The organism is Allomuricauda ruestringensis DSM 13258, assembly GCF_000224085.1.
In the GTDB taxonomy this organism is placed as follows: Bacteria; Bacteroidota; Bacteroidia; order Flavobacteriales; family Flavobacteriaceae; genus Flagellimonas; species Flagellimonas ruestringensis.
In genome coordinates this window covers 2261276-2277471 of the sequence record NC_015945.1, presented here as the reverse complement: position 1 = coordinate 2277471, position 16196 = coordinate 2261276, and the positions used below count along the sequence as shown (strand labels likewise).

At 42.5% G+C, this 16196-nt stretch carries 15 protein-coding genes; 7 read left to right on the top strand and 8 right to left on the bottom strand.

What is annotated here, in order from left to right:
- The first annotated feature begins 31 nt into the window (after positions 1–31).
- The 3 genes from gpmI to MURRU_RS10195 all read left to right on the top strand — a co-directional run bounded on the left by gpmI (position 32) and on the right by MURRU_RS10195 (position 3535).
- Positions 32–1549 (top strand): 2,3-bisphosphoglycerate-independent phosphoglycerate mutase, encoded by a 1518-nt coding sequence (gpmI, locus tag MURRU_RS10205; protein WP_014033387.1) that lies wholly within the window; start codon positions 32–34, stop codon positions 1547–1549.
- Positions 1550–1757: 208 nt separating this feature from the next.
- The gene (gene map, locus MURRU_RS10200) at positions 1758–2576 is read left to right on the top strand and encodes a type I methionyl aminopeptidase (RefSeq protein ID WP_014033386.1); all 819 of its coding nucleotides are present in this window, start codon (positions 1758–1760) and stop codon (positions 2574–2576) included.
- A 194-nt stretch (positions 2577–2770) separates the two neighbouring features.
- Entirely contained in the window at positions 2771–3535 is a 765-nt protein-coding gene (locus MURRU_RS10195; RefSeq protein WP_041801934.1) for a class I SAM-dependent methyltransferase, read from the top strand.
- Between the two features lie 194 nt (positions 3536–3729).
- Here MURRU_RS10195 and MURRU_RS10190 read toward each other — a convergent pair whose 3' ends face one another.
- The 8 genes from MURRU_RS10190 to MURRU_RS10155 all read right to left on the bottom strand — a co-directional run bounded on the left by MURRU_RS10190 (position 3730) and on the right by MURRU_RS10155 (position 11454).
- A complete protein-coding gene (locus MURRU_RS10190; protein ID WP_014033384.1) occupies positions 3730–4926 on the bottom strand; it encodes an FAD:protein FMN transferase in 1197 nt (398 codons plus the stop codon).
- Positions 4927–5286, bottom strand: coding sequence for a hypothetical protein (locus MURRU_RS10185; protein ID WP_014033383.1), 360 nt, complete (start codon positions 5284–5286; stop codon positions 4927–4929).
- Positions 5287–5373: 87 nt separating this feature from the next.
- Positions 5374–6684 carry an NADH:ubiquinone reductase (Na(+)-transporting) subunit F gene (gene nqrF, locus MURRU_RS10180; protein ID WP_014033382.1) on the bottom strand — a complete coding sequence of 437 codons (1311 nt, stop codon included), beginning with the start codon at positions 6682–6684 and terminating at the stop codon, positions 5374–5376.
- 3 nt (positions 6685–6687) lie between these two features.
- A complete protein-coding gene (gene nqrE / locus MURRU_RS10175; RefSeq protein WP_014033381.1) occupies positions 6688–7437 on the bottom strand; it encodes an NADH:ubiquinone reductase (Na(+)-transporting) subunit E in 750 nt (249 codons plus the stop codon).
- Between the two features lie 11 nt (positions 7438–7448).
- Entirely contained in the window at positions 7449–8096 is a 648-nt protein-coding gene (locus tag MURRU_RS10170) for an NADH:ubiquinone reductase (Na(+)-transporting) subunit D (protein WP_014033380.1), read from the bottom strand.
- Between the two features lies 1 nt (position 8097).
- The gene (locus MURRU_RS10165; RefSeq protein ID WP_014033379.1) at positions 8098–8847 is read right to left on the bottom strand and encodes a Na(+)-translocating NADH-quinone reductase subunit C; all 750 of its coding nucleotides are present in this window, start codon (positions 8845–8847) and stop codon (positions 8098–8100) included.
- A 2-nt stretch (positions 8848–8849) separates the two neighbouring features.
- Positions 8850–10100, bottom strand: a complete 1251-nt coding sequence (locus tag MURRU_RS10160) for an NADH:ubiquinone reductase (Na(+)-transporting) subunit B (RefSeq protein ID WP_041801455.1) — start codon at positions 10098–10100, stop codon at positions 8850–8852.
- A gap of 1 nt (position 10101) precedes the next feature.
- Positions 10102–11454 (bottom strand): Na(+)-translocating NADH-quinone reductase subunit A, encoded by a 1353-nt coding sequence (locus MURRU_RS10155; RefSeq protein WP_014033377.1) that lies wholly within the window; start codon positions 11452–11454, stop codon positions 10102–10104.
- A gap of 151 nt (positions 11455–11605) precedes the next feature.
- Between MURRU_RS10155 and MURRU_RS10150 the strand changes: the two genes are divergently transcribed.
- The 4 genes from MURRU_RS10150 (at position 11606) to pruA (ending at position 16174) form a co-directional block, all read left to right on the top strand.
- The gene (locus tag MURRU_RS10150; RefSeq protein WP_014033376.1) at positions 11606–12850 is read left to right on the top strand and encodes a type IX secretion system plug protein; all 1245 of its coding nucleotides are present in this window, start codon (positions 11606–11608) and stop codon (positions 12848–12850) included.
- 31 nt (positions 12851–12881) lie between these two features.
- The gene (locus MURRU_RS10145; RefSeq protein WP_014033375.1) at positions 12882–14081 is read left to right on the top strand and encodes a DUF3667 domain-containing protein; all 1200 of its coding nucleotides are present in this window, start codon (positions 12882–12884) and stop codon (positions 14079–14081) included.
- Positions 14082–14086: 5 nt separating this feature from the next.
- Positions 14087–14473, top strand: coding sequence for a Co2+/Mg2+ efflux protein ApaG (gene apaG / locus MURRU_RS10140; RefSeq protein ID WP_014033374.1), 387 nt, complete (start codon positions 14087–14089; stop codon positions 14471–14473).
- A gap of 72 nt (positions 14474–14545) precedes the next feature.
- Positions 14546–16174: an L-glutamate gamma-semialdehyde dehydrogenase gene (pruA, locus tag MURRU_RS10135; protein ID WP_014033373.1), complete on the top strand. Its 1629-nt coding sequence runs from the start codon at positions 14546–14548 to the stop codon at positions 16172–16174.
- Positions 16175–16196 lie beyond the last annotated feature (22 nt).

Sequence of the window (16196 nt, the reverse complement as noted above, 5' to 3'; positions counted from 1 at the left end):
TCACTTTATTTTTGTAGTACAATTTTTCACTATGAACAAAAAGGTTATTCTCATGATTTTGGATGGTTGGGGAAAATCTCCAGATCCAAAAGTTTCGGCAATTGAAAAGGCCAACACTCCATTTATTGATTCACTATACACTAAATACCCCGATGCAGATTTACACACCGACGGAATGAACGTTGGGCTACCTGAGGGACAGATGGGAAACAGTGAGGTAGGACACATGAACCTTGGTGCAGGAAGAATTGTGTACCAGGATCTGGCCAAAATCAATAAAGCCGTAAAAGAAGACACCTTAAAAAACGAAAAAGTACTTCAAGAAGCCTTTGAATATGCCAAGGCAAACCATAAACCCGTCCATTTTTTAGGCTTGGTGAGCGATGGTGGGGTGCATAGCCACATCGACCACCTAAAGGCCTTGATCAAAGCTGCCGACGATAGCGGTGTGGAAAACTCTTTTGTACACGCTTTTACCGATGGTCGGGATGTTGACCCAAAAAGCGGCAAAGGCTTTTTGGTGGACCTTGACAATTACTGCTCCGACAAAAAGACCAAATTGGCCACAGTTATTGGTAGGTATTACGCCATGGACCGTGACAAAAGATGGGAGCGTGTAAAAATGGCCTATGATGTAGTCGTAAATGCAGCAGGAGAAAAAACACAGCATATTGGTGAAGCCATGCAAAAAAGTTATGATGGCGGTGTTACCGATGAATTCATCAAACCTTTGGTCTTAACCGATGCTGACAATGAGCCCGTCGCTAAAATCCAAGATGGGGATGTTATTGTTTTCTTCAATTTTAGAACAGACCGTGGCCGTGAGTTGACCCAAGCTTTAAGTCAACAGGATTTCCATGAGCAGAACATGCACAAAATGGATTTGTACTACGTTACCATGACGAATTATGATGATTCATTCAAGGGAATCAAAATCATATTCAATAAAGAAAACTTAAAAGATACCTTGGGCGAGACCCTTGCCAAAAATGGTAAGAAGCAAATCAGGATAGCTGAAACCGAAAAATACCCACACGTTACCTTTTTCTTTAACGGAGGTCGCGAAGAACCTTTTGAGGGTGAAGAACGCATTCTTTGTCCTTCCCCAAAAGTGGCCACCTACGACCTTCAACCCGAAATGAGCGCTTACGACATTCGCGATGCCATTATTCCAGAATTAAAAAAAGGAGAAGCGGACTTTGTATGCCTCAATTTTGCCAACCCCGATATGGTTGGGCACACCGGAGTAATGGAGGCCGCCATAAAAGCCTGTGAAACCGTTGACCAATGTGCCAAAGATGTGATAACCGCTGGATTGGAAAACGGTTACTCTACCATAGTAATTGCGGACCATGGAAACTGTGACACCATGATAAACCCAGATGGTAGCCCCAACACAGCACACACCACAAACCCAGTTCCACTTATTTTGGTGGACAAGGATGTGAAAGAGGTAAAAAGTGGCGTTTTGGGCGATATCGCTCCTACCATTCTTAAATTATTGGGAGTTCCGCAACCCGAATTAATGACCCAAAAACCATTGGTGTAGACAAACATTCCTTAAAATTCCTAGAATCAATTTGAACTCGTCTTGGGTTGTTTCATTAAGACGAAAAAGCAAGATTTTGTGCTCAAATGAAGGGTTTTTTGAGCAGCATAGCAGGGCTACGGGGTGAAAAAAAGACAAAAATTAAGTGCAAAAGATGGTTTTGCAGTAAATTACAATAACTCAAGATGAGTTCTTTATCTTTGCGGCTATGATTCAAATAAAAACAGCTGAAGAAATTGAGTTGATGCGTGAGAGCGCTTTGGTAGTATCCAAAACTTTAGGCCTCTTGGCCAAGGAAATAAAGCCTGGGGCCAGTCCATTAAAATTGGATAAAATGGCCGAAGAATTTATTCGGGAAGAGGGAGCCGTACCTGGCTTTTTGGGCATGTACGATTTTCCAAATACCTTAAACTGGAGTCCAAATGCCCAAGTGGTGCATGGCATACCAGGCAATGAACCCTTAAAGGAGGGCGACATTGTTTCTGTGGATTGTGGAGCCGTTAAAAATGGTTTCCACGGAGACCATGCCTATACATTTGAAGTGGGCGAAGTTGCCGAAGAAACCAAAAAACTGCTCAAGGTCACCAAAGAGTCGCTTTACATAGGCATAAGGGAGTTTAAACTGGGTAACCGCGTTGGTGATGTGGGTTATGCCATTCAAAAATACTGTGAAGACCATGGGTATGGTGTGGTACGTGAATTGGTAGGACATGGTTTGGGACGTGAACTCCATGAAGACCCACAAATGCCCAACTACGGCAAAAGAGGTCGTGGCAAAAAGTTTGTCAATGGTATGGTTGTCGCTATAGAACCCATGATCAATATGGGTACAAAACGCATAAAACAATTAAAGGATGGTTGGACGATACTTACTGCCGATGGCAAGCCAAGTGCACACTTTGAGCACGATGTGGCCCTAGTGGACGGCAAACCTGAACTACTGTCCACCTATCAATATATTTATGATGCCTTGGGGATTACCAGCGACGAAGAAGATGAGTTCCGAAACAAGAAGTTGGTACTTTAAATAAGTTCTGATGTAAATTCGTCAATTCGAGTGATTTTTGGGAGTGAAACGTACAAAAATTTTATCGAGAATTGGAAAAGCGGCACTCAATCCACAGTTCTCGATACTTTTTCCTGAAGGAAAAAACTCGAACTGACATATTGTTTGACTTAATAGCCAGTCTAGGTTTACAACAGGCATTAATCATTTTATCCGTGTCAAAAATATTTAAATACTTCCTTAATCTAATTCCCAGACCTTTACTTATCCGATTAAGTTACTGGGTACGCCCATTGATTGCCTTTTCCCTAAAGGGAAGCACATATACCGACCCGATTGACGGCAAATCATTCAGGAAATTTTTGCCTTATGGTTACGAGAACCCGAGGGAAAATGTACTTTCCCCTTCTACCCTATCGTTGGAAAGACATCGATTACTGTGGCTGTACCTGAAAAACGAAACGGATTTTTTCACCAAACCACTAAAGTTGCTCCACTTTGCCCCGGAACAAGCCTTTTACAAACGCTTCAAAAAACTGGACAATTTGGAATACACTACAACGGACCTCAATTCACCTTTGGCTGATGTAAAGGCTGATATCTGCAACTTACCTTTTGATGACAATACCTTCGACGTGATTTTATGCAACCACGTTTTGGAACATATTCCCGATCACACCAAGGCCATGCAAGAACTCTATCGCATCATGAAACCTGGAGGATGGGGCATATTTCAAATTCCACAGGACTTAAATCGGGAAAAAACTTTTGAGGATGATTCCATTACCGATAAAAAAGAAAGAGCACGCATTTTTGGGCAGTACGATCATGTCCGGATATACGGACGGGATTATTTTGACAAGCTTCGCAGTATTGGATTTGTGGTTGAAGAGGTGGATTACACCAAAAAAATTCCAAAGGAAACGGTTGAAAAGTACAGATTGGCGAAAGGTGAAATTATTCCTTTTGTTTCCAAATAAATAGCATCACCTCCTATCCATGTTGTGACTCAAAATGTCAGTTCGAGTTTTTTTCGAACTGTTAAATAGGTCTCGACTGCGCTCGACCTGACACTTTGGAGTTAAAACTCTGATTTGCTTTTCATCAACAATCGAACTCAGGTTATTCAGTCAAGGCTGGATCGAATTGACGGCTTTTGCTCAATCAACTGCTACTACTGGCTTATCAAAGCCTCAAAACCCGGTGTAAAAAATTCCTTTGCCTCCCCATTTTCATTCAAATAGATGATGTAGGCTTCCAATTCCTCATGGTTTTCAAGCACTTTTTTGGAATCTTCCAAATCCATCGCCATAAAGGTTGTGGCAAACGCATCGGCAACAGCACAGGTTTTTGCCACAACACTTGTGGCCAGAACATTGGAATTTTTGGTGTATCCTGTTTTTGGGTTTATGGTATGCACATACTTTTCCCCTGTTTCAGGATCCACCCTAAACTTTCGGTAATTACCAGATGAGGCCATCGCTACATCTTTCAAGGAAACTATCTGTTTTAACTGACGACCCGTTTCCGCCTGTGGATCATCTATACCAACAGACCATTGTTTGCCCGAATCCATATTGGTTCCCTTGGCGAGGACCTCTCCACCAACTTCCACCAAGTAATTTTTAATGCCTTTTCCATCCAGCATGGCTCCCAATCGGTCTATGGCATACCCTTTGGCAACGGCATTAAAATCAAAGCGGATGGACGGATGGGCCTTTGTAATGGTATTATCTGCGTTCAATTGCACCTTTTCCCATCCTACATAACGCAATAAACTATCCACACGGAGGCTATCGAGCTCTAACTGCTCACCCGGACCAAATCCCCATGCGTTGGCCAAAACACCCACAGTAGGGTCAAAATAGCCGTTTGAAGCTTTGTGAACCTTACTTGAAACATCAAATACCTCTTTGAACATATCATCCACAACAATAGTGGAGTCCCCCGCATTGATCTTGGAAATATCGGATGAGGGAATATAGGTGGACATGGATTGGTTCAGCACTTGAAAAACGGAATCAATCTCCTGTTGATAGTCCAATTCCTCATCGGCAATGTAAATGATGGAGTAAGTTGTACCCAAGGCATTGCCCCAAGTTTGGTTTTTAACTTGTTCTTTTTTTGGTGTACAGTTCAAAAAAAGTACGGTCAAACCCAAGAACAATACTTTATACGCAGTTGTGCATTTTGATGAAAAATTCGTCATTTCGAGTGGTTTTTTGAACCGTAGGCCAAAAAATTGTATCGAGAAAAGAATTTTCTTAAACACAACCCTTGTTCTCGATACTTTTTCCTTCTGAAAAAACTCGAACAGACGGTTTGTTACCATAATAGTATCAAAATGCTTTAAGGGTACTTTACGCTTCATTTATATTTCGATTAAACCTTGATAATCCACGATATACTCTTCATCCAAATACAGAGGCTCCGTTCTATCCGCTGCATTGGAAAGCCCCACTCCGGCAAAATAGGTTCTAGCCTCAAACTTTTCGGCATGGTTCTTTACGGTCTGCATCAATTCTTCATCGTATTCCCGTGGATTTAGTGGAAATTCCACATTCCTAACCACTATAAAATGCAGCACTTTTTCCTTTAGGCATACATACTGCGGATTTTTTTTAAGCTTACTGTTGATGGCCATAAACTCAAAACCATCGGCCTCAAGCTCATGTCCCACAATATTCATGGCCAAGTTGTGCAGTTCCTGTTCTGTTAATTCTCTTCCCATAGGTAACAAAAAAACCGATGCATGAGCATCGGTTTGGTTTTATTTATACCTCTCGACAATGCTCGAGGTGATAATCAATTTCTGGTTCTATCCTCCAAAGTCGTCGAACCTGATATTCTCATCTGGGATACCAAAATCCTCTCCCATTTTCTGAACGGCTTTGTTCATCAATGGTGGGCCACAGAAATATAGTTCTATATCCTCTGGCGTTTCATGATGGTTCAAATAGTTATCGATAACGCAGTTGTGGATAAACCCAACAAAACCATCTCCTTCTTCATCATTGATGTCTTTCTTCACCTTCCAATTATCCTCTTCCAACGGTTCTGAAAGTGCCATGTAAAACTTAAAGTTAGGAAATTCTTTTTCCAATTGTTTGAAATGGTCAATGTAGAACAACTCTCTTTTAGAACGTCCTCCATACCAATAGGTCACTTTTCTATCGGTTTTCAAAGTTCTGAACAAGTGGTACAAGTGCGAACGCATTGGAGCCATTCCGGCACCACCTCCTACGTATAGCATTTCGGCATCGGATTCATTGATGAAGAACTCACCAAATGGACCTGAAATGGTCACGGGGTCGCCTTTTTTCAAACTAAAAATGTAAGAAGAGGCAATACCAGGATTTACGTCCATCCATCCGTTTTTGGAACGATCCCATGGTGGGGTCGCAATACGAACATTCAACATAATTTCCTTTCCTTCTGCGGGGTAAGAAGCCATGGAATATGCTCTTTCCTCGGTTTCGGGATTTTTCATGACCAATGGCCACAGATTGAACTTATCCCACTCCGCTTGAAATTTGTCAGGAGTTTCGTGCTCTTCTGGGTGAGCTGTAATATCGATATCGGAATATTTTACTTCACACGGTGGAATTTCAATCTGGATGTATCCGCCTGCTTTGTAATTCATTTCCTCTGGAATCTCAACAACAAACTCCTTGATGAAAGAGGCCACGTTATAGTTACGCACCACTTTTGCATTCCATTTTTTGATACCAAACACCTCTTCGGGAATGGTAATTTCCATATCCTGCTTTACCTTAACCTGACAAGCCAAACGAGCACCCTCGCTTAACTCTTTTTTGGAAAAGTGAGGTGTTTCGGTAGGCAATGCTTCACCTCCACCTGAAAGCACGTGGCATTCGCACTGAATACAGGTGCCACCTCCACCACAAGCGGATGGCAAGAATATTTTTTGGTTACCCAAGGTGGACAACAGGGAACCTCCCGAGCCTACTTCCAACTCTTTTTCACCATTAATGGTAATCGTTACAGGACCGGATGGGGATAGTTTCTCCTTAGTGAACAGCAAAAGTGCCACTAAGACTAACAACAAAACAAGAAATGCTACTACGGTAATTAGAATAGTACCCCCGGTACTTGCGGCTAATATCATCTTCTATTTGTTTATGGCTTCGTTATAAGAGACTGCTTCTTCCTTATCCTCAATCTCTTTTTTAATTTCTTTTTCTTCTTGGGTTTCTTGGGCTTCAACGGTTGTGCTTTGGGTTTCCTCTGGTGGTTCGTTGTCTCCTGTGAGCATACCTCCAAAACTTTGGAACCCAATTCCCATTAAACCTGTGATAATAAAAGTGATTCCCAAACCTCGCAGTGGCGCGGGTACGTTGGAATATCTAATTTTTTCGCGAATGGCTGCAATGGTCAAAATGGCAAGGAACCATCCAATTCCTGAACTTACTCCATAATTCAAGGCCAACCCAATATTTGGTATATCCCTTGTCTGCATAAACAAGGAACCACCCAAGATGGCACAGTTTACCGCAATCAAAGGCAAGAAAATACCCAAGGAATTGTATAGGGATGGCGAAAACTTCTCTACCACGATCTCCACCAACTGCACCATTGTGGCAATGGTTGCAATAAATAGAATAAAGGATAGGAAACTAAGGTCGTAATCGGCGTATTCCGGGCCTAACCAAACCAAGGCTCCATCTTGCAGCAAATATTTATCCAACAACCAGTTTAAAGGCACGGTAACACCCAATACGAATATTACGGCAGCCCCCAAGCCTACAGCTGTAGAAACCTTTTTGGATACGGCCAAGTAGGAACACATTCCCAAAAAGACCGCAAACACCATATTGTCTACGAAGATTGATCTAAAAAATAGTTCTAAATGCTCTAACATGCTTCCTCAGTTTATGCTTCTTCAATTAATGCTCTATTTCTGGAGCGTTGCACCCAAATAATGATTCCCACAACAATCAATGCCGCGGGTGGTATGATCATAAATCCATTGTTTTCGTATCCGATGGAGTACAATCCAGTTTTTGCGATGGGGTCCCCCAATACTTTTATACCGAACAGGGTTCCCGATCCCAGTAGTTCCCTAAAGAAACCTACTATCACAAGAATTACTCCATATCCTAGAGCGTTCCCTATTCCATCAAGAAATGCTCTACGGGGGCCGTTTCCTAGGGCAAATGCCTCAAAACGTCCCATGATGATACAGTTGGTAATGATGAGGCCAATAAATACTGATAAGGTTTTACTAAGATTGTAGGCAAAAGCTTTTAAAACTTGGTCGACAATAATCACCAAGGCGGCAACCACGACCAACTGCACAATAATCCTTATTTTGGAAGGAATTATATTTCGTATGAGCGAAATTACCACATTACCGACTCCCATTACAAACAATACGGATATTGCCATTACCACCGAAGCTTTTAGCTCCGCAGTAATTGCCAAGGCGGAACAGATACCCAACACCTGAATGGTGATAGGGTTGTTATCCGCTAACGGGTCTTTTATCAGATTTGCATCTTTTTTTGATAGTAGCGCCATATTAATTGGATCTAATAGTTTGTAAATAAGGTTTGTAAAGCTTCAGGCTCTCTTTGATCATTGCAGTTACCCCATTACCCGTAATGGTAGCACCGGCCAAAGCATCTACTGCGTTATCTTCTTTATCGTTGTTCAAAGGATCGTTGTTTCCTTTTGCTACATTAACACCTGCATAGGTATTGCCGTCCATAACGGATTCTCCCTTGAAGTCGTCCATAAAAAAACGTTGGTTAATATTGGAACCGAGTCCAGGGGTTTCTCCCTTATGATCAAAAAAGACTCCTTTTATTTCCATATTTTCATCCAAGGAAATATATCCCCAAATCGCGTCCCAAAGTCCTTTACCGTACATGGGGATGATATAGAATTTTTCTCCGTCCTTTTCACCGATTAGCAAAGGAAGTTCTGCGTTCCCTCCATTCTTGGCTTTTGCTATTTCCTTCTGTACATCGATCAGATAAGCATCTTCTTTTTCCACTGCTTCGGAACCTTCCAATACCAACTGGGAAGTTATGAATTTGGAAAATTGCTCTTCAACTGTAGTCGTTGGTACAAAGGAAACATCTCCATCGCCCTCATTTTGATTAACCCCCATGGCATATAGGATGTTTTGTTGCTTTTCGAAGCGTTCGTTCTCATCAATCCTTGGTTTAAGGCCAGATGCAACAAAAGCCAGTAGCGATCCCACAATAATAACCATTAAGACTGCAAAGATTACAGTGTAGCTATTTTTTTCTGTATTGATTGCCATAATTAAGCTGTTTCCGTTTTTAATGAATCAACCTCATCCGATGCTTTTGGATATATGGTTGCTGTCTTAAATCGTTTCAATCTCTTTTTAATGTTGCCTCTTACCACGTAGTGGTCAATGGTAGGTGCGAATACGTTCATCAACAGGATGGCCAAGAATACACCTTCTGGATATCCTGGATTGAACACCCGGATCATTACGGACAGGAACCCGATAAAGAATCCGTAGTACCATTTTCCCTTATTGGTCTGAGCGCCCGTAACAGGGTCCGTGGCCATAAATACAATACCAAAGGCCAATCCTCCTACCAATAAATGTTGCCAGTAAGGGAAACTCATCAAGGTATAGAATTTACTGTATTCCGGTAACCAACCGGCATCTACAATGCCATTGAATATAAGTCCCATGGCCAAAGAGCCCAACACAGCACTCAACATGATGCGCCATGAGGCTATTTTTGAGAAAACCAAGAAAAGACCACCCAATATGATCAACAAGGTCGATGTTTCCCCAACGGAGCCGGGGATAAATCCGTAGAACATATCGGCCAGTGAATAACTATAGTCCGAACCTTGGGCCAATGAGCCAAGGATGGTTTCTCCTGAAATAGCATCTGCAGTTCCAGCTCTTTCCACAGCTTCGTGAACCCATACTTTATCTCCACTCATCCAAGTTGGATAGGCGAAGAACAAAAATGCACGTATGGTCAGTGCAGGGTTCAATATATTCATTCCGGTACCACCAAAAACCTCTTTACCGATAACAACACCAAAGGCTACGGCGATGGTCAACATCCAAAGTGGAGTATCAACAGGTACAATCAATGGAACCAACATACCCGTTACCAAATATCCTTCTTCCACTTCATGGCCCTTGATTACAGCGAACAAAAATTCAATGGCCAAACCAACGCCATAAGACACAATTACCAAAGGTAATATAGTGGTAACCCCTACCAAAAAGTTATCCCATGTCAAGAAATGGTCAAAAAGAGAGAAGCTCTCAGGAAAACCATTGATTGCAGCGTAATGTTGGTAACCTGCGTTGAACATACCAAAAAGCAAACAAGGCACCAAGGCCATGATCACTGTATTCATGGTACGTTTTAAATCATCCGCAGCACGAACATGCGACCCAGAGTGGGTTGTTTCGTTCGGTGTATAAAGAAAAGTATGCAGTGCATTAAAGGCAGGGGCCATTTTTTTACCCTGATACTTAAGTTTTAACTGATGTAATTTTTCTTTCATGCCCATATTATCCAAGTTCTTTTTGCAACAAATCCAATCCTTCCCTGATTATTTGTTGGTGCGGTTGTTTTGATATGCATATGAATTCTGTCAAGGAGAAATCCTCGGGAGCCACTTCGTAAAGTCCCAATTGCTCCATTTCATCCAAATCTTTTACCATACAGGCCTTCAAAAGCTGAAGTGGGTATATGTCCAGAGGAAAAACCTCCTCGTACCTACCTGTTACAACAAAAGCCCTGTGCTCTCCATTGGTATTGGTGTCCAAATCGTATTTTTTGTTGGGCTGAAGCCAAGAAAAGGTCAATGCCCTTGTAGACGAAATTTTATTGAACACTGGTTTGTTCCACCCAAAAAATTCGTAATCGTCCCCTTCTGGAATGGCAGTAACCGTATTATTGTAAAAACCAAGATATCCTTCGGTGTTGGTTTTAGAGCCTGTAAGCACATCCCCGTTTATCAACCTAAACCTATCTTCCTTTACACCACTTGCGTATAAAAAAGTAGAAATTTCAGCTCCGATTTTAGTCTTGTAATATTTTGGCTCCTTCACAACAGATCCAGCCAATGCCACAATGCGCTCCGCATTGAACTTACCCGTCAACAACAGTTCACCCAACATAACAAGGTCCTGTGGAGACAACGTCCAGACCACCTCACCTTTGTTCACGGGGTCAATCTTATTGATTTGCGTACCTACCAAGCCTGCCGGATGGGGACCGGAAACCTTGTGCAACTCTATTCCCTTAATATCATTGAAGGGAGACCTGCTCGATTTTCCGATAGATACATGGATTTTACCCGGAGTAAGCTTGCTAAGGCCCATTATCGCTGCTTGAATCTCCTGTTCTTTATCCTTTAGGACAAAGTCTGGGTCAGCTGCCAATGGCGCCGTAGCGTATGCCGAAACAAATATCGCTTTCGGCGTTGCACTTGGGTCGGCAATTACATCGTAAGGTCTTTGTTTTATGAACGGCCATCCTCCACACTGTAAAAGGTAGGATTTAATGGCCTCACCATCTGCCGTATCCAAATCCGGCACCTTATTTATAACATAATTTTGTTCTTTGTCAGCAAGAATCTTTAATGTTAAGATTCTTCTTCTTGCCCCCCTAACAATTTCCACAAGCTCTCCGCTTACCGGGGAAACAAAGTGCATGTCTTCGTCGTTCTTGTTATAAAAGAGGGGTTCGCCCGCTTTTATATCTTCCCCTTGTTTTATCAACATTTTTGGAGTGATTCCGTGGAAATCATCTAGGTTTAGGGCGTATACGTTACTGGTAACAGCTTTGGAAATAGTCTGCTCTGCCGCCCCGACGAGGTTGATATTCAACCCCTTTCTAATCCGGATGTCTTTAGACATATTGTTGTAGACCTTTTGTTATCAAAATCGGACGCAAATTTAGCACTAAAAGGATTGTTTTCATAATAATTAACCATAAAATTGGGATTATACCGAGCTTAATTCCCCAGGCATACTTTTTGTTTACCTTTACCCTAAAATTATGCCCTTGATGCGTTTTATCTTCATACTGTCTCTATTAGGTTTGATGGCCACTCCGGCTTTTGGACAAGTTATGGAAGAAGTAAATCCACCGGAAAACATAAAATCGGTGGTTTTTAAAGGTCCTACCGAGGATCAATTTCCTGTGATACAGCTCGGGGAATCAATAACTTTGGAGTTTGATGACCTCACCGCCAACGAACAGGATTATTATTATAAGATTGTCCATTGCGATTACGATTGGACCCCTTCCCAATTACTAAAGTCACAATACCTATCCGGGGCGGACAACCAACGAATTATTGACTACGAAAACAGCTACACTACCCTACAGCCCTATTCCAATTACCGGCTCACCATCCCCAATAACAATGTTAAATTAACAGTGAGCGGCAATTTTGTTCTGGAAATCTACAACAGTTATGGCGATCTTCAATTCTCTAGAAGGTTTGTGGTATACCGAGATGTGGTTTCCGTTGCAGGCGCTGTAAAAAGGTCTCGGGATTTTAACTTCATCAATACAAAGCAGGTGGTACAGTTTAATATCAACACAGCTTCTTTTAACGTGGTCAACCCAAAAAAGGAGGTAAAAGTAGCCATCATACAAAACCATCATTGGCCCACGGCACTATACAACATTAAACCTCAATTTACCATTGGTACGGAGCTGGTTTACAAATACAACGAGGAGACCAGCTTTTTTGGCGGCAACGAATACCTAAACTTCGACACCAAAGACCTTCGTTCCCCCAGCTTTGCCATATCCAATATTGAAATGAGGGAGGTGTACCACCATTATTTGTTCACCAACCAATACAGGTACGACAAAGAATACACCTACTTTCCGGATATTAATGGCGATTTTGTGGTTAGGACGCTTCAAGGAGAAGATGTTTCCAGAGAGGCCGAATATTCCAAGGTCCACTTTAGCCTACCCTATACCAACCAAATAGGGCTTGACAATGTTTATGTGATTGGAAAGTTCAACAATTATGCGCTGGGCGATGAGAACAGAATGACGTTCAACGAATCAACCGGGAAGTTTGAAGCCACTTTGATGATGAAACAGGGCTTTTACAATTATAAGTATGTTGTACAAAGGGAAGATGGCACTATTGAACCCAATTTAGTGAGTGGCAACTTCCACTTTACGGAGAACAACTACCTGATCTTGGTTTATTATAGAGATTTTGGGGACATGTACGATAGTATAATAGGTATAGGCTCCGTCAACTCCAGGAATATCAGTAATTAATTATCTTTAGCCCTAAATCCTTAAAAAAGGTATGGGGAAAAAAGATGGTTTGATCACCAAAGGTCGCTACGAACTAAAGTTTAGGGGTGTTAAATGCCTTAACTGCGGGCATTCATTGGACATCAGTGATAAGTACTGCCCTAATTGCTCACAGGCCAACAGTACCAAGAAGTTAACCCTCAAAGACTTTATTGACGAGTTCTTCTCGGGCCTGATCAATTACGATTCCAAGCTAATAAAATCACTCTCGGCCCTTTTACTTAGACCCGGAAGAATTACAAAGGACTACGTAAATGGCAAAAGGATAACTTACACCAACCCATTCCGGTTTTTGTTGAGTTTGGCCTTTCTCTATTTTTTGATGTTCACCTATAATAACCAGTTTTCCAGTTGGGACAGAGATGTAAGCAAATTCAACGGAGACATAGGTGGCACACCCCTGGTCTTTAACACGGATTCGGGCAATTTAGGTGTGGACAGCACCAAACTGGAAAGGCAAAAGACCCAGGCACTGGCCCAACTGGACTCGTTGGCAGGCGAAGATCCCGAGACAAGGAATCAATTAAAACAATTGGACACCCTTTCCGGGCTCGGTACGTTGATTAATAATGAAATTACTAAAAGGGACTCCATAATGCTCTCTAACCCCAAAGCGTATTTCAATGGACTGAAGAGCAAATCCAATTTAAATGCTTTCTTTAAAAAAATTGATTTTTTCACCAAAACCATCAAAAGGGACACTTTGACCTCCTATGATCAGGCCGCTCTTAAATATGATATCGAAAACACATGGTCCAATAAAATGGCGTTCAACTCCGCAAACAGTATTTTAAGGGCAATAAAAGAACCGGGGAGTTGGGTAAATAGTACCATATCCAAACTTCCTTTCGTTATATTTTTCTTTATGCCGGTGTTTACGGTCTTCATTTGGTTGGTTTACATCAGAAAAAATTATACCTACACCGATCATCTTATTTTTAGTTTCCACAATCAGTCCCTCTTGTTTATCTTGCTCATCCTTAGCCTCACATTGGATACCATATTCAATATAAACAGCTCAGGAATCTTTCTGTTGATTTTTGCCTTTTACCTTTATAAGGCCATGCGAAAATTTTACGGACAAGGAAGATTTAAAACCATTGTGAAATACATCTTTCTGAACACGGTATTTATGATCCTGGCCTTTTTTACGATCATAGTAACGTTTGCGGGAAGCGGTTTAACCTATTGATAGTTATGTTTACACAGGTAACAAAAGGAATTAAAATATCGGTACGCACTTCTTTCGAAGGAACCTTCTTTAAAAACTATAAGGTACACTATGCGTTTGGCTACACCATAACCATAGAGAACCTAAGCAAGGACACCGTTCAGCTCACTGCCAGACACTGGGATGTATTTGACGCCCTCAAGGACATGGAGACCATTGACGGAGAAGGTGTAATTGGCAGAAAACCTGTTATAAAACCGGGCAAATCGCATACATACAGCTCAGGTTGCCTCTTGGCATCACCCGTAGGGGCCATGCGTGGCCATTATCGTATGGTTAACTTTACCAATGCAGAAGAGTTCGAGGTCGAGATTCCCACGTTTAAGTTTGCAGCTCCCTTCGCCATAAACTAATTGGCATCATTTTATTTTCGGTCCCTGTTTCATTACCTTTGATAGAATTGTACAACTCTAAAAAACATTTCTATGGGAAAAGGATTTTTTCAAGTTCCAACTGCATACAACGAGCCTGTTTTGAGCTATGCTCCGGGTTCTCCCGAACGAGAAGAAGTACTGAAACAATATAAAGCATTTTATAACGGTAAAGTGGAGGTTCCGCTCTACATTGGAAGCGAGGAGATAAAGACGGGCAACACCAGGCCCCTGTCCCCTCCCCACGACCATAAACATGTAATTGGACAATATCACCTTGCCGAGAAAGCACACGTGGAAAAGGCCATCTCCAATTGTTTGGAGGCTAGGAATGCTTGGGCCAATTTGACCTGGGAACAGCGTTGCGCCATTTTTTTAAAGGCCGCCGAACTGATTGCTGGACCTTACCGTCAAAAAATGAACGCTGCCACCATGTTGGCCCAGTCCAAAAATATTTATCAGGCCGAGATTGATTCTGCCTGCGAGATCGTGGACTTCCTTCGCTTCAACGTAGAATATATGTCCCAGATATACAGCGAACAACCGGAATCTTCCGAAGGAGTATGGAATCGCGTGGAATACCGTCCCTTGGAAGGATTTGTATACGCCATAACCCCGTTCAACTTCACGGCAATTGCAGGGAATCTTCCCACCAGTGCCGCTATGATGGGCAACGTGGTGGTATGGAAACCGAGTGACAGCCAAATTTATTCCGCAAAAGTGATTGTTGATGTGCTCAAGGAAGCTGGACTGCCCGATGGGGTAATCAATGTAGTTTACGGAGATCCGGTCATGATCTCCGACACGGTGTTGGACAGCCCGGACTTTACGGGGATCCACTTTACGGGATCTACCGATGTATTCAAAAATCTTTGGAAACAGATCGGAAACAATATCCACAAGTACAAAACATACCCCAGGATTGTTGGCGAAACGGGCGGAAAAGATTTTATCCTCGCCCACCCAACGGCCAAGCCCCAACAGGTGGCCACGGCCATCAGCAGGGGCGCCTTTGAGTTCCAAGGGCAAAAATGTAGTGCCGCTTCACGGGTGTATCTGCCCAAATCCACTGCCAATGAGATTTTGGAACTGGTAAAAAAGGACATTGCATCCTTCAACAAGCCGGGCTCCCCAGAGGACATGGGCAATTTTATCAATGCCGTGATCCACGAAGGCTCTTTCGACAAGTTGGCCAAGTACATTGATCAAGCCAAAGCCGATGACGATGCCGAAATCATCGCAGGAGGTAATTACGATAAATCCGTAGGGTATTTTATAGAGCCCACGGTAATATTGACCACCAACCCACAGTACGAGACCATGTATACCGAACTCTTTGGTCCAGTGGTCACCGTATACGTTTATGAGGATAAGGATTGGAGCGAGGCTTTGAAGTTAGTGGACGGTACATCGGAGTATGGCCTCACTGGAGCTGTACTGTCCGGGGACCGCTACTCTATTGACGAGGCCACGAAGGCCTTGCAGAATTCCGCAGGGAACTTCTACATCAACGACAAGCCCACCGGAGCCGTTGTGGGACAACAGCCTTTTGGCGGTGCAAGGGCATCGGGGACCAACGACAAGGCAGGATCTATGCAGAACCTTCTACGATGGGTTTCCCCCAGATTGATCAAGGAAACTTTTGTTACCCCCGAGGATTATAGATATCCATTTTTGGGATAAAACAAAAAACACCTATTTTAAA

What these genes read in the sequence shown, in the direction of transcription:
- gpmI (WP_014033387.1), top strand. Translation starts at nt 32, where the DNA reads ATGAACAAAAAGGTTATTCTCATGATTTTGGATGGTTGGGGAAAATCT.
- map (WP_014033386.1), top strand. Translation starts at nt 1,758, where the DNA reads ATGATTCAAATAAAAACAGCTGAAGAAATTGAGTTGATGCGTGAGAGC.
- MURRU_RS10190 (WP_014033384.1), bottom strand. Translation starts at nt 4,926, where the DNA reads ATGAAGCGTAAAGTACCCTTAAAGCATTTTGATACTATTATGGTAACA.
- MURRU_RS10185 (WP_014033383.1), bottom strand. Translation starts at nt 5,286, where the DNA reads ATGGGAAGAGAATTAACAGAACAGGAACTGCACAACTTGGCCATGAAT.
- nqrF (WP_014033382.1), bottom strand. Translation starts at nt 6,684, where the DNA reads ATGATATTAGCCGCAAGTACCGGGGGTACTATTCTAATTACCGTAGTA.
- nqrE (WP_014033381.1), bottom strand. Translation starts at nt 7,437, where the DNA reads ATGTTAGAGCATTTAGAACTATTTTTTAGATCAATCTTCGTAGACAAT.
- MURRU_RS10170 (WP_014033380.1), bottom strand. Translation starts at nt 8,096, where the DNA reads ATGGCGCTACTATCAAAAAAAGATGCAAATCTGATAAAAGACCCGTTA.
- MURRU_RS10165 (WP_014033379.1), bottom strand. Translation starts at nt 8,847, where the DNA reads ATGGCAATCAATACAGAAAAAAATAGCTACACTGTAATCTTTGCAGTC.
- MURRU_RS10160 (WP_041801455.1), bottom strand. Translation starts at nt 10,100, where the DNA reads ATGGGCATGAAAGAAAAATTACATCAGTTAAAACTTAAGTATCAGGGT.
- MURRU_RS10155 (WP_014033377.1), bottom strand. Translation starts at nt 11,454, where the DNA reads ATGTCTAAAGACATCCGGATTAGAAAGGGGTTGAATATCAACCTCGTC.
- MURRU_RS10150 (WP_014033376.1), top strand. Translation starts at nt 11,606, where the DNA reads ATGCGTTTTATCTTCATACTGTCTCTATTAGGTTTGATGGCCACTCCG.
- MURRU_RS10145 (WP_014033375.1), top strand. Translation starts at nt 12,882, where the DNA reads ATGGGGAAAAAAGATGGTTTGATCACCAAAGGTCGCTACGAACTAAAG.
- apaG (WP_014033374.1), top strand. Translation starts at nt 14,087, where the DNA reads ATGTTTACACAGGTAACAAAAGGAATTAAAATATCGGTACGCACTTCT.
- pruA (WP_014033373.1), top strand. Translation starts at nt 14,546, where the DNA reads ATGGGAAAAGGATTTTTTCAAGTTCCAACTGCATACAACGAGCCTGTT.